Annotated in this window: 29 protein-coding genes; 3 read left to right on the top strand and 26 right to left on the bottom strand. The window is 36.3% G+C overall.

Annotation, left to right across the window (positions count from 1 at the left end):
* The 23 genes from ACVRZH_RS07150 to ACVRZH_RS07040 all read right to left on the bottom strand — a co-directional run.
* On the bottom strand, positions 1-466 hold a 466-nt coding region (locus ACVRZH_RS07150), incomplete at its 3' end, for a terminase small subunit (protein ID WP_447454608.1).
* A gap of 85 nt (positions 467-551) precedes the next feature.
* On the bottom strand, positions 552-932 hold the full coding sequence (locus ACVRZH_RS07145) for a hypothetical protein (RefSeq protein WP_447454607.1): 381 nt from the start codon (positions 930-932) through the stop codon (positions 552-554).
* A gap of 48 nt (positions 933-980) precedes the next feature.
* Positions 981-1,403, bottom strand: a complete 423-nt coding sequence (locus tag ACVRZH_RS07140; protein ID WP_447454606.1) for a YopX family protein — start codon at positions 1,401-1,403, stop codon at positions 981-983.
* The gene (locus tag ACVRZH_RS07135) at positions 1,387-1,557 is read right to left on the bottom strand and encodes a hypothetical protein (RefSeq protein WP_447454605.1); all 171 of its coding nucleotides are present in this window, start codon (positions 1,555-1,557) and stop codon (positions 1,387-1,389) included. Before ACVRZH_RS07135 ends, ACVRZH_RS07140 begins: the two co-directional genes overlap by 17 nt.
* Positions 1,557-1,787, bottom strand: a complete 231-nt coding sequence (locus ACVRZH_RS07130) for a hypothetical protein (protein WP_447454604.1) — start codon at positions 1,785-1,787, stop codon at positions 1,557-1,559. Before ACVRZH_RS07130 ends, ACVRZH_RS07135 begins: the two co-directional genes overlap by 1 nt.
* Positions 1,787-2,032 carry a hypothetical protein gene (locus tag ACVRZH_RS07125; protein ID WP_447454603.1) on the bottom strand — a complete coding sequence of 82 codons (246 nt, stop codon included), beginning with the start codon at positions 2,030-2,032 and terminating at the stop codon, positions 1,787-1,789. The genes ACVRZH_RS07130 and ACVRZH_RS07125 overlap by 1 nt, the downstream gene beginning before the upstream one ends.
* Positions 2,032-2,214 carry a hypothetical protein gene (locus ACVRZH_RS07120; protein ID WP_447454602.1) on the bottom strand — a complete coding sequence of 61 codons (183 nt, stop codon included), beginning with the start codon at positions 2,212-2,214 and terminating at the stop codon, positions 2,032-2,034. Before ACVRZH_RS07120 ends, ACVRZH_RS07125 begins: the two co-directional genes overlap by 1 nt.
* Positions 2,214-2,426: a hypothetical protein gene (locus ACVRZH_RS07115; protein ID WP_447454601.1), complete on the bottom strand. Its 213-nt coding sequence runs from the start codon at positions 2,424-2,426 to the stop codon at positions 2,214-2,216. Before ACVRZH_RS07115 ends, ACVRZH_RS07120 begins: the two co-directional genes overlap by 1 nt.
* Before the next feature lie 12 nt (positions 2,427-2,438).
* A complete protein-coding gene (locus tag ACVRZH_RS07110; RefSeq protein ID WP_447454600.1) occupies positions 2,439-2,684 on the bottom strand; it encodes a hypothetical protein in 246 nt (81 codons plus the stop codon).
* Between the two features lie 132 nt (positions 2,685-2,816).
* Positions 2,817-3,335, bottom strand: a complete 519-nt coding sequence (locus tag ACVRZH_RS07105; RefSeq protein ID WP_447454599.1) for a DUF1642 domain-containing protein — start codon at positions 3,333-3,335, stop codon at positions 2,817-2,819.
* Complete coding sequence (locus ACVRZH_RS07100) at positions 3,328-3,729, bottom strand: DUF1372 family protein (RefSeq protein WP_447454598.1); 402 nt, start codon at positions 3,727-3,729, stop codon at positions 3,328-3,330. The genes ACVRZH_RS07105 and ACVRZH_RS07100 overlap by 8 nt, the downstream gene beginning before the upstream one ends.
* Before the next feature lie 337 nt (positions 3,730-4,066).
* Positions 4,067-4,453: a hypothetical protein gene (locus ACVRZH_RS07095; RefSeq protein ID WP_447454597.1), complete on the bottom strand. Its 387-nt coding sequence runs from the start codon at positions 4,451-4,453 to the stop codon at positions 4,067-4,069.
* Between the two features lie 50 nt (positions 4,454-4,503).
* The gene (locus tag ACVRZH_RS07090; RefSeq protein ID WP_447454596.1) at positions 4,504-5,253 is read right to left on the bottom strand and encodes a DNA-methyltransferase; all 750 of its coding nucleotides are present in this window, start codon (positions 5,251-5,253) and stop codon (positions 4,504-4,506) included.
* Between the two features lie 9 nt (positions 5,254-5,262).
* The gene (gene relB / locus ACVRZH_RS07085; RefSeq protein ID WP_447454595.1) at positions 5,263-5,724 is read right to left on the bottom strand and encodes a type II toxin-antitoxin system RelB family anti-toxin; all 462 of its coding nucleotides are present in this window, start codon (positions 5,722-5,724) and stop codon (positions 5,263-5,265) included.
* Positions 5,725-5,920: 196 nt separating this feature from the next.
* Positions 5,921-6,700 carry a DNA cytosine methyltransferase gene (locus ACVRZH_RS07080; RefSeq protein WP_447454610.1) on the bottom strand — a complete coding sequence of 260 codons (780 nt, stop codon included), beginning with the start codon at positions 6,698-6,700 and terminating at the stop codon, positions 5,921-5,923.
* A gap of 5 nt (positions 6,701-6,705) precedes the next feature.
* Positions 6,706-6,996 carry a hypothetical protein gene (locus ACVRZH_RS07075; protein WP_447454594.1) on the bottom strand — a complete coding sequence of 97 codons (291 nt, stop codon included), beginning with the start codon at positions 6,994-6,996 and terminating at the stop codon, positions 6,706-6,708.
* A 14-nt stretch (positions 6,997-7,010) separates the two neighbouring features.
* Entirely contained in the window at positions 7,011-7,493 is a 483-nt protein-coding gene (gene ssb, locus ACVRZH_RS07070; protein ID WP_447454593.1) for a single-stranded DNA-binding protein, read from the bottom strand.
* A gap of 144 nt (positions 7,494-7,637) precedes the next feature.
* On the bottom strand, positions 7,638-8,639 hold the full coding sequence (locus ACVRZH_RS07065) for a DUF1351 domain-containing protein (protein WP_447454592.1): 1,002 nt from the start codon (positions 8,637-8,639) through the stop codon (positions 7,638-7,640).
* A complete protein-coding gene (locus ACVRZH_RS07060; protein WP_447454591.1) occupies positions 8,639-8,869 on the bottom strand; it encodes a hypothetical protein in 231 nt (76 codons plus the stop codon). Before ACVRZH_RS07060 ends, ACVRZH_RS07065 begins: the two co-directional genes overlap by 1 nt.
* Positions 8,859-9,548 carry an ERF family protein gene (locus ACVRZH_RS07055; RefSeq protein ID WP_447454590.1) on the bottom strand — a complete coding sequence of 230 codons (690 nt, stop codon included), beginning with the start codon at positions 9,546-9,548 and terminating at the stop codon, positions 8,859-8,861. The genes ACVRZH_RS07060 and ACVRZH_RS07055 overlap by 11 nt, the downstream gene beginning before the upstream one ends.
* A 2-nt stretch (positions 9,549-9,550) precedes the next feature.
* Positions 9,551-10,051 carry a hypothetical protein gene (locus ACVRZH_RS07050; RefSeq protein WP_447454589.1) on the bottom strand — a complete coding sequence of 167 codons (501 nt, stop codon included), beginning with the start codon at positions 10,049-10,051 and terminating at the stop codon, positions 9,551-9,553.
* 359 nt (positions 10,052-10,410) lie between these two features.
* Positions 10,411-10,758, bottom strand: coding sequence for a transcriptional regulator (locus ACVRZH_RS07045; RefSeq protein ID WP_447454588.1), 348 nt, complete (start codon positions 10,756-10,758; stop codon positions 10,411-10,413).
* 42 nt (positions 10,759-10,800) lie between these two features.
* The gene (locus ACVRZH_RS07040; RefSeq protein ID WP_447454587.1) at positions 10,801-10,947 is read right to left on the bottom strand and encodes a BOW99_gp33 family protein; all 147 of its coding nucleotides are present in this window, start codon (positions 10,945-10,947) and stop codon (positions 10,801-10,803) included.
* A 290-nt stretch (positions 10,948-11,237) separates the two neighbouring features.
* Between ACVRZH_RS07040 and ACVRZH_RS07035 the strand changes: the two genes are divergently transcribed.
* The gene (locus ACVRZH_RS07035; protein WP_447454586.1) at positions 11,238-11,441 is read left to right on the top strand and encodes a hypothetical protein; all 204 of its coding nucleotides are present in this window, start codon (positions 11,238-11,240) and stop codon (positions 11,439-11,441) included.
* Here ACVRZH_RS07035 and ACVRZH_RS07030 read toward each other — a convergent pair.
* Complete coding sequence (locus ACVRZH_RS07030) at positions 11,410-11,583, bottom strand: hypothetical protein (protein ID WP_447454585.1); 174 nt, start codon at positions 11,581-11,583, stop codon at positions 11,410-11,412. The two genes, ACVRZH_RS07035 and ACVRZH_RS07030, sit on opposite strands and share 32 nt — an antisense overlap.
* 66 nt (positions 11,584-11,649) lie before the next feature.
* On the opposite strand from ACVRZH_RS07030, the gene ACVRZH_RS07025 reads away from it, so the two are divergent.
* Positions 11,650-11,862, top strand: coding sequence for a hypothetical protein (locus ACVRZH_RS07025; RefSeq protein ID WP_447454584.1), 213 nt, complete (start codon positions 11,650-11,652; stop codon positions 11,860-11,862).
* On the opposite strand, the gene ACVRZH_RS07020 is transcribed toward ACVRZH_RS07025, so the two are convergent.
* A complete protein-coding gene (locus ACVRZH_RS07020) occupies positions 11,836-12,108 on the bottom strand; it encodes a hypothetical protein (RefSeq protein WP_447454583.1) in 273 nt (90 codons plus the stop codon). The genes ACVRZH_RS07025 and ACVRZH_RS07020 overlap by 27 nt on opposite strands.
* 78 nt (positions 12,109-12,186) lie before the next feature.
* Between ACVRZH_RS07020 and ACVRZH_RS07015 the strand changes: the two genes are divergently transcribed.
* Positions 12,187-12,456: a hypothetical protein gene (locus ACVRZH_RS07015; RefSeq protein ID WP_447454582.1), complete on the top strand. Its 270-nt coding sequence runs from the start codon at positions 12,187-12,189 to the stop codon at positions 12,454-12,456.
* Positions 12,457-12,610: 154 nt separating this feature from the next.
* Here ACVRZH_RS07015 and ACVRZH_RS07010 read toward each other — a convergent pair whose 3' ends face one another.
* Complete coding sequence (locus ACVRZH_RS07010) at positions 12,611-12,844, bottom strand: XRE family transcriptional regulator (protein ID WP_447454581.1); 234 nt, start codon at positions 12,842-12,844, stop codon at positions 12,611-12,613.
* Positions 12,845-12,865: the final 21 nt, after the last annotated feature.

Below are 12,865 nucleotides of genomic sequence, written 5' to 3'. Positions count from 1 at the left end.
CTTCAACCTCCCATCTATCAGCAATCGTTATAGTTTCATTCTCCATCTGTGTATCCATCAACTGTGATCTCAACTTCTCAAGCTCTAGCTCTAGTTTTTCAGACTGTTTAGCCGTTGGGTAGCGTTTTAAGATTTCAGTAATGGCTTTAATAACCGTTGCATTGTCGGCTTTTTTCGTGTGTCTTTCTACTTTTCCTGTTGTTGGGTTAAGTATCAAGACCTCCTCATCTCTTTTGCCTCTGGCGATTTCAGAAAGGATGGATAAAGCCTCTGTAGCATCCATGATATTTGACTTATGCAATTCTTGCATTTGTTCATTGATGTACTCTTTTATTCCGACATTTTCCAACAATTCGGCAGAACGAGCTTTAGCATATTTCTCGCTATAGCCAACCTTTAAAGCTGATTGATAAGCGTTTCCTGTTTTTATGTACTCATCTGCAAATCGCCTTTGTCTCTCATTCATTTACTACCTCCTTCCCAACAAAAAAATCACAAGCATTACTACTCATGATTTCATTGTATTGTATGTCTTTAGGGAATTTTTACGATTATTTTATCAATGGAATATGTTTGTATGTTGAAACAAAGTAATCATCAAACCATTTATTGATGTGTACATATGCTGGGCTTGGGGTTAAGAACAATATATTTTGACAAGCACCAATGACATTTAATCTTTCATATACATAAACTTCCTTTATAGTTTTTAACATTTTTGGGTCTGACTTAGAGATATAATCACTTGTTACTGATTTAAGATTGTCTAAAAAAGCTGACTGTTCCAAGTCCTGTTCTAAAAAAGCATTATGGATTTTCTGTTCTAAAACCGTTCTATGAGGACTTTTCTTATCCCTTAAAAAATACCACTTTAACCAGTTGATTTCTCTACGGTGAATAACAGACAGTCGCTCTATTTTCTTTTTAGTCATCCACTACCTCCACTTTATCAATTTAGTACTGTTCTTTCACAAAAAACTCTAAATCTCTGTATCATTTGAGACCTCCACTAAATCAGGGTTCTCGTACACATTGCCGATGACTTTCAAAGGTATTCCTGCTAATTCGCATATCTCCTTAAATTCCTTAAAACTCATCTCACCATTCTCAATATTTCCTTTTACAGTAAACTCCAATCCGTCAAAGCAGACTTCCAAAATAGGATTTCCTGATGAAATAATATTTCCCGTTGAGTCTGATGTGTCTAACAAATCACCCTCAAAAATCTCCTGACTATTGATATCAAAATGACCAGTTGATTCCATAGGGTCATAATCGCTAGGCTGTAATAAGTATCCTATCCCATCAATCTCAACAGTAATACTGCCTGTCATGTAATTTATAATTACAACATCACACATCTTTCCCATGGACTTGCAATATGCTCTAAACTTCGGTATCATCTGCGACCTCCTTTGCTTTAATGGCTATTTCCAAATAAAACGACTGACCTGGTATTTCCAACTCAAAAGTTGTTGTCTTTCCATCAGACTCCGTAATGATTTCTCCGATTGCTAATATTAAATCTGAAATTTTACTATTTAGTGTTAGACTCATCACTCCACCTCCTCTAACTTTGCGATAGCAAAATTTAATAATGTCTTTATTTCAGGTAGACTCATGCTAAAATCATGTTGAGAATCGTCTGCTGAGTTTGTTGTAGTTATAAAAATCTCGTTATCATCATTGTGCTCTTTTTGATAAGTGACATAGAGCTTGAGTTTTTGCGTTGCATTTACATGCTCTTGAGTAAAAATTATTTCATTGGATTTGACACTAATACTCATCACTCAACCTCCCACTCAAAATCAATATCTTCCAATAACATTTCAGCTTGTAAGCTGATGAACTTGTCAATCATATCTGCTTCAACTTCGTTATAGTAAGAGACTTTTTCCAAAAAAGGATAGTAATCAGTTGTTTCGACTGAGTTATAGTCAGTATTTGTATGAATAATATCAAGCATTATGTCCTCAAAGACAATAGTGTACGAGACTTGATTGTCCACTTTTTTATAGTTTTTAATTTCCATCACTCCACCCCTTCCATTACCTTTCGCAACCATCTTTTGGCTTCTAGTCTAGCGTTAGGTGCCCCGAAACGATACAGGCTAATCATAGCTAGCGTCTCCTCATTTTTTCTCGGAAGTCTGCTGTATATAGCACGAGAAATAAGCTGTCTGCGAAACTCATCTAATCTATCTTCAAAGCTCATCACTCAACCTCCTCAAAAACGATATAGTAAAAATTCCGATGACTTCCATAGTCAATCACACGTTCTCCGTCTTGCATCCACTGACGGTAGTAAGGTGCAAGGTATTTGTGCTTTGTTTTTATGTGTCCTGCGATGAACGAAAAGGCTTCTTTAATCGTTTGCACTTCTGAGACAAGCTCTCTACTCTCACTATTTCCGTGATATATTTTCATCACTCAACCTCCTCATAAATCTATTTTTTTACAAGTTCCGCAATAACATTTCGCTTTGTTTCCGTCCATATCAAACACATCCGGCACTCTAGGCCCATCATACTCAAGAGGAGTAGTTACTCCCCTCATCCTACAAAATGGACAAGTATCCTCACTATATGTCCATTCATTACAAACGGGGCAGGTTGGAATGAAACTGTATTCTAACTCTCCTAGCATATTAACACCAATTTCTTTTGTATAAATCACCTTTGCCATTTATTCGTCCTTTCGTAACATCTCAACATTGACTATGACCAAGCCTTTTAATTTAACAACTTCATAAAATTCAATACTTGGTAAAAACAGCATTAGACAAACATAAAATATTAGCTCATACAACGTCATTTTTTACTCCTCCACTGGCTTAGCCCATTTCCAAGCCCAATCAAAATCTTGTTTGATTTCGGCTTCGGTGAATTGGCAATGTTTATCAGTTTTATAAGTCTTGGCATTAACCCTACAAATTTCAATATCAGTAAATAACTTTTGTAAAGCTAATACGTTTCTACTTGTGTTGTTCGGGTTCGGTATTTCAACTGTGTAGAGTTGTTCTTGTTCTATCTCGTAACCGTCTAGCCAAGCACGAGCGAAAATTTCCCCTGTCAATGTCGGATTAGTTGAAAACCATTTCATAATTTCAAAGGGAGCTGAGTTGTCTTTGATATGTCCCATTGCTCCGTAAAGATTGTAAGTTCTTTTAGTCTTTTCAATCCATTCTGCTACAAACTTGGGGATTGTGACTTTTACTAGTTCGTCAATCTGGTTAACGATTTGCATTACATCAGCAAGCTTTAAATCATTTGGTCTGGTATCTAATTTCACAAACGCCAGATTGTGCAGCTTTTGTTTTGCTTCTTCTTTATTCATCTTTCTGACCCTCCAACTCTAACGGTGTCTTATTGCTATCAATACCACGTTGTTTCAAATGCTCTGGGGCATCATCTCCAATATTGATACTATCAAACTGCTCTTTAGTGACAAGAAACTTGCCATAAGCCCCAATTGTAACCGTATAATGCCCATCAACTACTGTCTTATCAGTTACAGTGCCAACGAGAGTAGCTCCGTTATTATCTACTTGATAAATGACAGTTGTTTTTCTTGTTTGCAATTGTTCAATCTGTTTTTCTAATTTTGCTATTTGTGACTTGTAATGATCCCTCGATGTTGCCGCACCTAATTTAAAAACTGCTAATGATAGAGCCACGATAGATAACATTACAGTCAATATCACAAAACTTGTTATTGTTTTGTTTTTCACGGCGTACCCTCCAAAATTTTGATAACAGTATAAATCAAAGCGATAGCATAAACGTCACAAAAAAACCAAGCAATCTTATCTACTAAATCCAATTTAGGTGCTTTATAACCTGCAATAAAAATTGATATAGCAAGAAAAAGATGTGAACTAACAATCATCCATTTATAAAAAACCAACACCCTACACCTTTGCCTTTCTTAAATGAAATATCTCCGAGTCAACTTTTAAGCCTTTTTGAAACTTTTTAGCTTGTGCCTTTGTTTTAAATTCATGTCGTTCATATCTGACAATCTCACCACCTCGCCCTTTTACTGGTATCTGAACTACCCAACACATACTATTCACCGCCTAATTTTTCAGACAGCTTGCTGATGACTTCTGCAAGTTGTTTTTTCAGTTCAGGGTCTGTAATGTCCTCAATACCATCAACCTGACCTGTTTTGATATCAACTGCGATTTGACCAACAAAAGAGCCATCTTCGTCATCTTCATCAACACCAAATACACGCTCAAGGGCCGCAGCTGCTGATTTCCCCTTTACAATATCAGTCAATCCATGTGAAAGATCATGAATAAGTTTGGCTGATACAAAAGTTTGCTCGTCTTTTTCAATAAGACTATCAATCATCACATCTTTTGCTGTTTGGTGTAGCTCTAAGACAAACTCTTTTAAATTTCCTACGATAGTTTCTGCTGATACTTTATTTTTAAAATACTTTGTCATTATTTTTTTCCTCCAAAAAATCATAAATAGTTGTCTGGTATTCAATTTCTTTAAAATAAACTGGTTTGAAATGTTGACAACATCTGCTCTTGAGCTTTTTTGTAAAACTCTTTTTTTATCTCAAAGCCATACGCTGACCTACTCATCTCAATAGCTGCTCTTAATGTTGAGGCGCTACCCGCCACTGGATCAATCACCACATCACCCTCATCAGTGAAAATTTCAATCAAACGTTTCAAAACTGGTATAGGTTTTTGCGTAGGGTGTATTGTTGGATAAGAGCTATCTTTTTCCCACGGCGCATGATTTAGTATCATAGCACCTCCGTTGTTAAATTTGGGCAACTTATCACGATACAATACTGTTGCCTCCTCGACAGCGCCAACAATTTTCATGTTAGCCTTTAGCACCTGCGGACTTGATTTCTTTGTGAAATAGAGGGGATAGGCATGATTAAAACCATGCTTTTTACCACACTCTATCACCATATCCCGCTGTTGCCAGGCATGAAAAACAATCATAGCTGGCGCTTTGCCCTTTTCCTTTGGCTCTTTTTTCAAGAGGCGACTACAAAAGTCAAAGAAATTGTTAATCTTAAAATCATTATCTGTGTCAAAGAATGATTTACCTGCCAACTTACTTTCCCCATTTGCGTTGTCTCCGTTTTCATACCATCTAGGGTCAGATGCATAGGCATTATTTCCTAGATTGTAAGGTATATCAGCAATGATGAGTTGTGCCCTCGGTATGTTATACCGTTTGGCATTCTCGAAATGGTCATTTATAAGTTCAAATTTCATTCATGACCCCTAACTCAATAAATTTTGTAATTGCTCTAGTTTATACTTGTTATCCAAAAGTTCCTGATAGGTTTCCTGCCTAATCAGCACATAGCCAGATAGGTCATGTCCAAGAAGTTGACTATCCACAAATAGCTCAATCTGATTGCTTTTCATTGCCTGACCTAGTTTTTCAAAAGCCAAACTTGCATCGCCAACCGCATCAGAAAAAGATGTGCTTTCAATTTTTTTCTTCTTGCAAAATGTACCCTTGATAACTTCAATATCCTTATCATCACTCAAAAAGTGACTGGATTTAACTTCAAGCGCATCAGACAACACCTCTATTTCGTCTACGGTTGGCGCTGACGTATTACGCTCTATGTCGCTAATCCTGTTCTGGCTGATATCTGTCTTATCCGACAAATCATATTGTGTCAATTCATGCTGTTTTCGCAACTCTCTTAATTTAGCACCATCAAAAACTTTCATCGGAACACCTCTCCTCCGTTTTGAAATCGTCTACTTCTCAAAACGTGATCATAAATCTTTAACTGCGTCTCTTTGGTTTGGTAATATGCCACTTTTGCTTTGCTCTTTTTAATCACGTAACACGCATAAACTGTTATGATACCTGCCCATGTCACAGACAAGCAAACCAGTAGCAACAAAATAATCTCCAGATTACTCACACACCATTCTCCTTTTTAAAATTTTTATAAACTGTTGTAAATATATCCAACAGTAGCTTTTGAGGTATATTTGACCTCTCGTTATACGATTTTGAAAATTTGCCCCATTCAATTTCAGCGGGGTTAATCTCATTATTGAGATTTAAAAACAGGTTACTTGCGAACTTTGTAGGTTTTTGTAGGGGATAGTCGTAGTTGTTGTAACGTACAGGGTTTTTATGTGGCAAGCGAAAGCCTATGATTTGCTCAATATATCTCCACAAACGTCCTGTAGCTGGATTTTCTATAATCCAAAATTTTGGATTGTATCTTTTTATAATCTCAACTGTGTTAAAAGCGCATAACTCCCCATTTACTCGCTTCATAAACTGCCTATCATACTGATAATTGTTATAAGCCTCCTCATAGTCTTTGTTTGACCGTATGGTAAACATGCTAGGTGGTATTTGTGGTTCAAACAAGCTATCTGATATATCTTCCTGTTTCCAACAAGCATTCCCATTTGCAATTGCACTAGCATTTGACCAGCTTTCGCAAGGTGGACTAGCTATGATTAAATCTGGGTGGGGTAGCTCGTCAAGCGTATCAAATAACTTGTTATCGCCAAACAACCTCGAATAATCGGCAAGATTAAGCCTGATAAAATGATTGTTCTTGTTTTCTATGTCAATCCCTATGGGATATACTTCAATTTTCGTCCCCCCCGAACTATTAAGCGTATTGATAGCTTTTGTGTAAGAACCATTACCGCTATCGAATAATGCCCATACAATCATTTTTCTCAAACTATACCTCTCCTCCTAATACGATATTCAATAGTCCTAAAACTATCCTCATCTATAAAGACATCCTCAAATTCCCTGTTGATTTTGTGAATGCTCATAGGTTCGTATGCGTGGAAATAATATCCACGCTTATCCGTTTCTCCCTCGATACCTGTCGCCCATCTTAAAAAAACAGACTGCTGACATTCTGGACAAGTAATGCCCTTTCTGTAATAAGGCGTCCTCAAAGTCTTACATAGTCCACAAAAAGGACACTGCAAGTCAACTTTTACTCTAATTGTATCCATAACTCTCTCCTTTTTTAGAACGGCAAATCATCATCTGAAATATCCATAGGCGTTGTTGTCTGTCCTTGGAAAAATGAGGTCTGTTGATTACTTGCAAAATTCGGTGTTTGTTGTGGATTGTTATAGCTTTGCTGTGGATAACCATTTTGATTATTCCCGCCTTGATTGTCCTGTTGACCACGGCTTTCCAATAACTTAAAAGTATCTGCAATAACCTCTGTCACATAAACACGTTGCCCTTGCTGGTTGTCATAATTTCTAGTCTGGATGCGACCAGTGATGCCAATCAACGAACCTTTTTTTGCCCAGTTAGCTAGATTTTCAGCAGCTTGTCTCCAAATAACACACCTTATAAAATCAACCTCCCGCTCTCCGTTATGATTTTTGAACGGACGATTAACAGCCAAGTTAAAAGTTGCTGTAGCAGTGTTGCTAGCTGTGTATTTCAGGTCGGCATCAGATGTCATCCGACCGACCAAAACAACATTATTTATCATTTGTACCTCGCTTCACAATACTCACGCTCTAAATATGCTAGGCCAAACTGCAAATACTCGATTGAATAAGCAGTCAAACAGGCTTTCTCGACAAGGGAAAGAGGGCGATTTGCCTCCTCCCATTCCAAAATCAATTTATATTTCTCACGTTCCACTAACATACCCCAACACTTCAAAACCAATAAAGTTATCCTCAAAATACTCTTTCACCTGTTCCCATTGCGGATTTCCACCATGTAAACTCAATTGAACAACAGGTGTTAAAGGCTCGCTAGGATCAAAATTAGCCACCTCCACGGTGCTTTCTTCATCGTCTAGTGTATTTGTATCGTTTTCGATTATCTCTCCTGTATCAGCGTCATATGCCTTAATTTGAGCGTTAGCATTTTCTTTAGCCATCCTATCAATTTCAGCCAAACGCTCTGCTTTTGCTTTATCCTCTGCCTCTTGTTGCTCTTTTCGTAAAATTTCGGCATCACGGTCTGACTTCATGATTTTAAGAACATCAACCAACGTTTTACCATCTTCCAGGTGGGTTATGTAGCTATTCGCTGGCAAACCATACTCTTGAGCTTGTTCCACAACAGCTTGCTTATTAGCTTTATACTGTTCTAACGCCTCAAACTCCCCGTGGACTAAGGCATCTATTTCATCAAGCGTTGTTTTCTTGAGTTCGAATTTTCCTTTCTTGAAATACTTTTTAAGCGCATACTCCTCATACTTACTTTCAAACGTATCTTTTAAAATACCAGCAACCATGCACCTATCTTCAAAAGTGGCTCTGACAACATCGACTCTCATCAATCGCTCATGTTCATCAATCGCATTAAGGCCTGCTGTGATATTATCGATAACATTATCAAGAGGTTCAACTGTTTTCTTGTACCATTTTTCAAACTCTTTATAAGGATTATTGATATTATTCTTGATTTCCTTACGCTTTTCCTCAAAAGCCTCTTTTAATTTATTGAGGCGAGTACGCTCATCGTAATCAATTTTATAAGTTGAGGCTGTCACTTCATAGTTTGTGTACTGCTCAACGATTGCTGCAAGTTGTCTCTCGACTGAATCATAATCAAGATTGATTGCTGCTGGTTGAAAATCAACCTTAATATCTGCCGGTGCGATATTAGTCACATCTTTCATTACTCTAACCCCCTTATTGCATCCTCAACATCTGTCAAACAGTAGCCTTTATAAATTGCCAGAGCAATGTTTAGCTGTTGCTCTTGGTTATAATATTTATCAAACAATGAATTTAACTTGACCTGTTCTAAAATGCGCTCAATTAAATCAACTTGACTAGAGACGTATCTATCCTGACTTTGCTTTACTTGTTCTTCATGTTCTTTTGCTTTGATAGTCCTAAGCATCATTTATTTTCCCCTCTGCTTTCTTAATCATGTTATCAATATTATTGCTCACCAATTCATATGACATTGATGGTATCTCTCTAAAATTTCCAACTTTATATTTGCCAAGTAGAAAATTAGCCACTTGGTCAAATTCCACACCTTTCACTTGAGCTAAATGATTTATTTTTGCTAAAAGTTCATCGTGTTGTTGATTTGTAATCAGGATGATTTGCTGTTGTGGCTGTTGGTTAGGTTGCCCTTGTTGTTTTTTTCCTTGCTGTTGCTTGTTTTGTTGGCTGTACTCATTGCTATCAGCATCTTTAGCATCATCAATAAGGAAAATTCCGTTTAAAGCATATTTTCTAGCATAACTTGATGCTGCACCTGTTATCTGTGAGCCATCCATCCCTTTCTTGACTTCTTCTTCTCTTGCTCTAGCTTGTACTGTAATTTTTTCTCCAGTATCAACATCAACAAAATCAAAAGTAGCTACCAAATAGTATCTATCTCCGATTTGCTCAATATAATCTTCTCTAAAAAATGCGGTACAATCTTGTTCCCATAGTAAAGGTTTTATTGCGTTTAAAATATCCTCTGCGTTTCGGTAATAATAATTACCAAATTTATTGAATTGATTTTTAGGAACATTAAGCACTTTTTGAATATTGAGCAATTTTCTATAAATTGTTACTCCTGACATTGCTATACCTCAACTTTTGAAATTTCGGACAAAATAACTTCTTCTTTAGAGATGCGGTCGGCATAAATTTCTAAAAAGCAAGTTTTTAACTTTTCATAAGCATCCAAAGCATATTCAAATTCATCATCATCTAAATCTTTAATAATAGTTGCCCCTAAAACGTTAAGCGACAACTTTCTTAATGTTTCATGAATATCCTGGTTTGAGGTTTTATAATGTTGATATTTAAGACCATGTAAGTATCTTTTTCTCGTGTAAATATTAGATGAAAACCAGTTATTACGCTCAGAACACTTTATGCTTTTCTCGCCTTGTTGTGACGCAAACTCTTTAGATAGTCTATCAGCTATAAGCAGATGGTTACTGTTTATTTCAGAAATTTCTTCGTTTCGCAGCATAACATCACGGAAATCTGGTTTCTTCCTAGGCAATGAGTTTTTAGCAACCTCTGCTGCAATCAATGCTTTTAACTCCTCTTTTGTGATTGTAATAACTTCTGCCATTTTTCTCCTCCTGTGGATAACTTTTTATAACGCCTTATATTATTCATTCTATAAGGACAAGTTTGTTGTCTATTAGTGTTTATTATTTGGTTAGTGCCGTAAGGCTTAGATTGTTATCGGTTAGTGTGCGTTAGCACTAAATTGTTATATATTGATACTTGTTATATAGTTAGTAATTATTAGTATGCGATTTTCCAAAGTTGTAAAATACAAAGTTGTAAAATCTAACCTTGTAAAATACAAAGTTGTAAAATACAAAGTTGTAAAATCTAACCTTGTAAAATACAAAGTTGTAAAATACAAAGTTGTAAAATCTAACCTTGTAAAGTGCAAAGTTGTAAAATACAAAGTTGTAAAATCTAACCTTGTAAAGTGCAATCATCTCCGTAATCAACAAGAACTGTTGATAACTCTTTTTCAAATTTCTCTAAGATATAACTAAAATAATCATCTGTAATTGGAATATCCTGCACAAATCTATAATGCTGAATACCTTTCCCTCTACCTAAACTTTTTTTCAAAGTTCTCATGTAACCATGTTTTTCTAACTCTTCAAATGCTGACCTATGGCTCACAAGTCCATCTTTAGACCTTTTTGCAATCTCGTCTGGATAAATACGCCAATCATCTTTATTGCTCAAGATGACTGCTAGAACACCTTTAGCAGAGCTTGAAAGGTTAGGATTTTGTAAAAAATGATTATTCATTGATGTATAATTCCCATTTGTGTTCCTGAAAGATATATTGCATTAAGCACTTGCCTCCAATCTAGCCTCGTTTTCTCTCCTGAATATGTCATATACTGGATGATTGTCTGGAATAACATACCCTGTAATATCATCAAGTTCTGTTCCATCTGCCATTTCATGGCTCACAGTATAATATTCTTTGACCATATTTTTTCCTTTCTAGCTTGAGCTAAAATGTCAAGCGTATCAATCACTGTCAAACCGACCAAACTATTTATTAAAGCATCGCTCAACTGAAAATAATTACGTTGCCAGTTCGTTACTAAAAGTCGTTGTGTTTTGTCTAATTCTGTCATTTTGTGGTATAATTTAAGTAGTTAGTTTTCTTTAGCTCCTCATTTGGATTGCATTCCATGAGGTGCTTTTTTTGATTTAACGCCACTTTTTCCTTCCTAACCTCCCTGTGCTATAATATGTGCAGAAAGGAGGTGAATGTGATGAATGATTTTGAAAATCTAAAACAAGCCAGTTACAAACTAATCGCTGAGTACATTGAGAAAAATCCAGCTGATGTTGCAACTACCGCTGTTATTGATGTCATTGAAAAGTTGCTGACTGCCAAAGATATCCAAGTTGACAGACTTGCAACTGAAAAAGCAACAAAAACACTTAATGACATAGTTGACAAAGCCTACAAATAGCTTTATCCAATTCTTTCTTAGCCGATTCTTGTGCTTCTTTGTTTTTAACAAGAAATTCTGAGTAAGAAGTTTCCCAAGCCTTGACTATTTCAGTAGTTGAGGCTTTTAATGTTGTATTGTATGGATAACGATTAGGTCTCATCCTCTCTCCTTTCTATGTTGGTTGCTCCCCCTGTGCTATAATGTATGCAGAAAGGAGGTAAATGTTATGTCTTATAATCAAGAAATAGCTGACAAAATCATTGAGTTTGCAGCACTTGAACCAACAATCCCAGTTGGCACTGCCCACGACTTTGTAGCAAGTGAATTTGACCAAGAAGATGTGAAAGATACCGCCAAGCAACTTATTACATCTGGACAAATCAATGCTACTATTCACATATGGCATGATGACCTAGTCACTGTCGTTTTCAGACCATAGTATCTGACCGCCTGTCGCTATTGTTTCAATATCCACCACATCTGGATTAAAGACAATAGTGGCTGTCGGTCTTTTATTTGCTGGCATTTCTAGCCTAAATTCAGAAACTCCTCGCCCTAGTGTCCATTCTCCAATTTGGATATTGTAGCCAGATGATAGCCATGATTGTTGTAATTCTTTACCACCAAGATTCAAAACGGGGTTTTTATCATCCTTAGGTTTGATTGTGATTTTTAATGATTTCATATTCGTTCCTTTCTATCTTGGTTGTCTTTTCTCCTCCGTGATATAATGGTCTTATCATTACGGAAAGGAGGACAAATTATGGCTCTAATGACCACTGCGGAGTTGCAATGTATGTACTGTGGAAATGCTTTTCCAATCAACCTATATGCAAAACCAGAAAGCATTAACTGCCTTTACTGCCTTGCTAGAGTAGAGAATGACATGATTGATAAAATCTACAATGCAGCTTTGACAGTAGCTGACTTAAATTCTCATTTCATCAAATATAATCAAGAAAGAAATGAAGATTTATTCCAGTTACATCTTACAACTCAGGAAGTAGCTTTACGGCACTGTGATACTCCGTAATGCTAACAAGTATGACAGGTAGTAATTTTTGTTCTGTCATAATTTCATCTAAGGCTTTCATTGTCTCTATTAGACGTTTTTCGCCTATTTGAGAAACAATGAAAGCTCTTTTTGTATTTAGGGAGTTTAATCGTTCTTCCATCCTCTCTCCTTTCTATGTCATTTGTCGCATTGTTGCGACTTGTTGATTAAAAAAAATTGACAAAGCTTCTTTTTCAGATAGACCTAAAAAAGAAACAATAATGTTGGCTTCTCTAACAGAAAATGCTCCGCCTTGCTTCATTTTACGGTAAAATGTGCTTCTATCAATACCAATCTCATCTGCAAGTGCTTCTTGAGTAGTATTTTTTTCAACTATCTTACCTTTGAGCTTTGAAACATCAACCATAGTCTCACTCCTTTCTTGTCG

It is taken from the genome of Streptococcus fryi (assembly GCF_053206505.1).
This window is presented reverse-complemented; position numbering and strand designations above follow the sequence as displayed.

Coding starts and splice junctions, on each gene's coding strand:
- ACVRZH_RS07145 (WP_447454607.1), bottom strand. CDS start 932: ATGACTAAAAAGAAAATAGAGCGACTGTCTGTTATTCACCGTAGAGAA.
- ACVRZH_RS07140 (WP_447454606.1), bottom strand. CDS start 1,403: ATGATACCGAAGTTTAGAGCATATTGCAAGTCCATGGGAAAGATGTGT.
- ACVRZH_RS07135 (WP_447454605.1), bottom strand. CDS start 1,557: ATGAGTCTAACACTAAATAGTAAAATTTCAGATTTAATATTAGCAATC.
- ACVRZH_RS07130 (WP_447454604.1), bottom strand. CDS start 1,787: ATGAGTATTAGTGTCAAATCCAATGAAATAATTTTTACTCAAGAGCAT.
- ACVRZH_RS07125 (WP_447454603.1), bottom strand. CDS start 2,032: ATGGAAATTAAAAACTATAAAAAAGTGGACAATCAAGTCTCGTACACT.
- ACVRZH_RS07120 (WP_447454602.1), bottom strand. CDS start 2,214: ATGAGCTTTGAAGATAGATTAGATGAGTTTCGCAGACAGCTTATTTCT.
- ACVRZH_RS07115 (WP_447454601.1), bottom strand. CDS start 2,426: ATGAAAATATATCACGGAAATAGTGAGAGTAGAGAGCTTGTCTCAGAA.
- ACVRZH_RS07110 (WP_447454600.1), bottom strand. CDS start 2,684: ATGGCAAAGGTGATTTATACAAAAGAAATTGGTGTTAATATGCTAGGA.
- ACVRZH_RS07105 (WP_447454599.1), bottom strand. CDS start 3,335: ATGAATAAAGAAGAAGCAAAACAAAAGCTGCACAATCTGGCGTTTGTG.
- ACVRZH_RS07095 (WP_447454597.1), bottom strand. CDS start 4,453: ATGACAAAGTATTTTAAAAATAAAGTATCAGCAGAAACTATCGTAGGA.
- ACVRZH_RS07090 (WP_447454596.1), bottom strand. CDS start 5,253: ATGAAATTTGAACTTATAAATGACCATTTCGAGAATGCCAAACGGTAT.
- relB (WP_447454595.1), bottom strand. CDS start 5,724: ATGAAAGTTTTTGATGGTGCTAAATTAAGAGAGTTGCGAAAACAGCAT.
- ACVRZH_RS07080 (WP_447454610.1), bottom strand. CDS start 6,700: ATGATTGTATGGGCATTATTCGATAGCGGTAATGGTTCTTACACAAAA.
- ACVRZH_RS07075 (WP_447454594.1), bottom strand. CDS start 6,996: ATGGATACAATTAGAGTAAAAGTTGACTTGCAGTGTCCTTTTTGTGGA.
- ssb (WP_447454593.1), bottom strand. CDS start 7,493: ATGATAAATAATGTTGTTTTGGTCGGTCGGATGACATCTGATGCCGAC.
- ACVRZH_RS07065 (WP_447454592.1), bottom strand. CDS start 8,639: ATGAAAGATGTGACTAATATCGCACCGGCAGATATTAAGGTTGATTTT.
- ACVRZH_RS07060 (WP_447454591.1), bottom strand. CDS start 8,869: ATGATGCTTAGGACTATCAAAGCAAAAGAACATGAAGAACAAGTAAAG.
- ACVRZH_RS07055 (WP_447454590.1), bottom strand. CDS start 9,548: ATGTCAGGAGTAACAATTTATAGAAAATTGCTCAATATTCAAAAAGTG.
- ACVRZH_RS07050 (WP_447454589.1), bottom strand. CDS start 10,051: ATGGCAGAAGTTATTACAATCACAAAAGAGGAGTTAAAAGCATTGATT.
- ACVRZH_RS07045 (WP_447454588.1), bottom strand. CDS start 10,758: ATGAATAATCATTTTTTACAAAATCCTAACCTTTCAAGCTCTGCTAAA.
- ACVRZH_RS07040 (WP_447454587.1), bottom strand. CDS start 10,947: ATGGTCAAAGAATATTATACTGTGAGCCATGAAATGGCAGATGGAACA.
- ACVRZH_RS07035 (WP_447454586.1), top strand. CDS start 11,238: ATGAATGATTTTGAAAATCTAAAACAAGCCAGTTACAAACTAATCGCT.
- ACVRZH_RS07030 (WP_447454585.1), bottom strand. CDS start 11,583: ATGAGACCTAATCGTTATCCATACAATACAACATTAAAAGCCTCAACT.
- ACVRZH_RS07025 (WP_447454584.1), top strand. CDS start 11,650: ATGTCTTATAATCAAGAAATAGCTGACAAAATCATTGAGTTTGCAGCA.
- ACVRZH_RS07020 (WP_447454583.1), bottom strand. CDS start 12,108: ATGAAATCATTAAAAATCACAATCAAACCTAAGGATGATAAAAACCCC.
- ACVRZH_RS07015 (WP_447454582.1), top strand. CDS start 12,187: ATGGCTCTAATGACCACTGCGGAGTTGCAATGTATGTACTGTGGAAAT.
- ACVRZH_RS07010 (WP_447454581.1), bottom strand. CDS start 12,844: ATGGTTGATGTTTCAAAGCTCAAAGGTAAGATAGTTGAAAAAAATACT.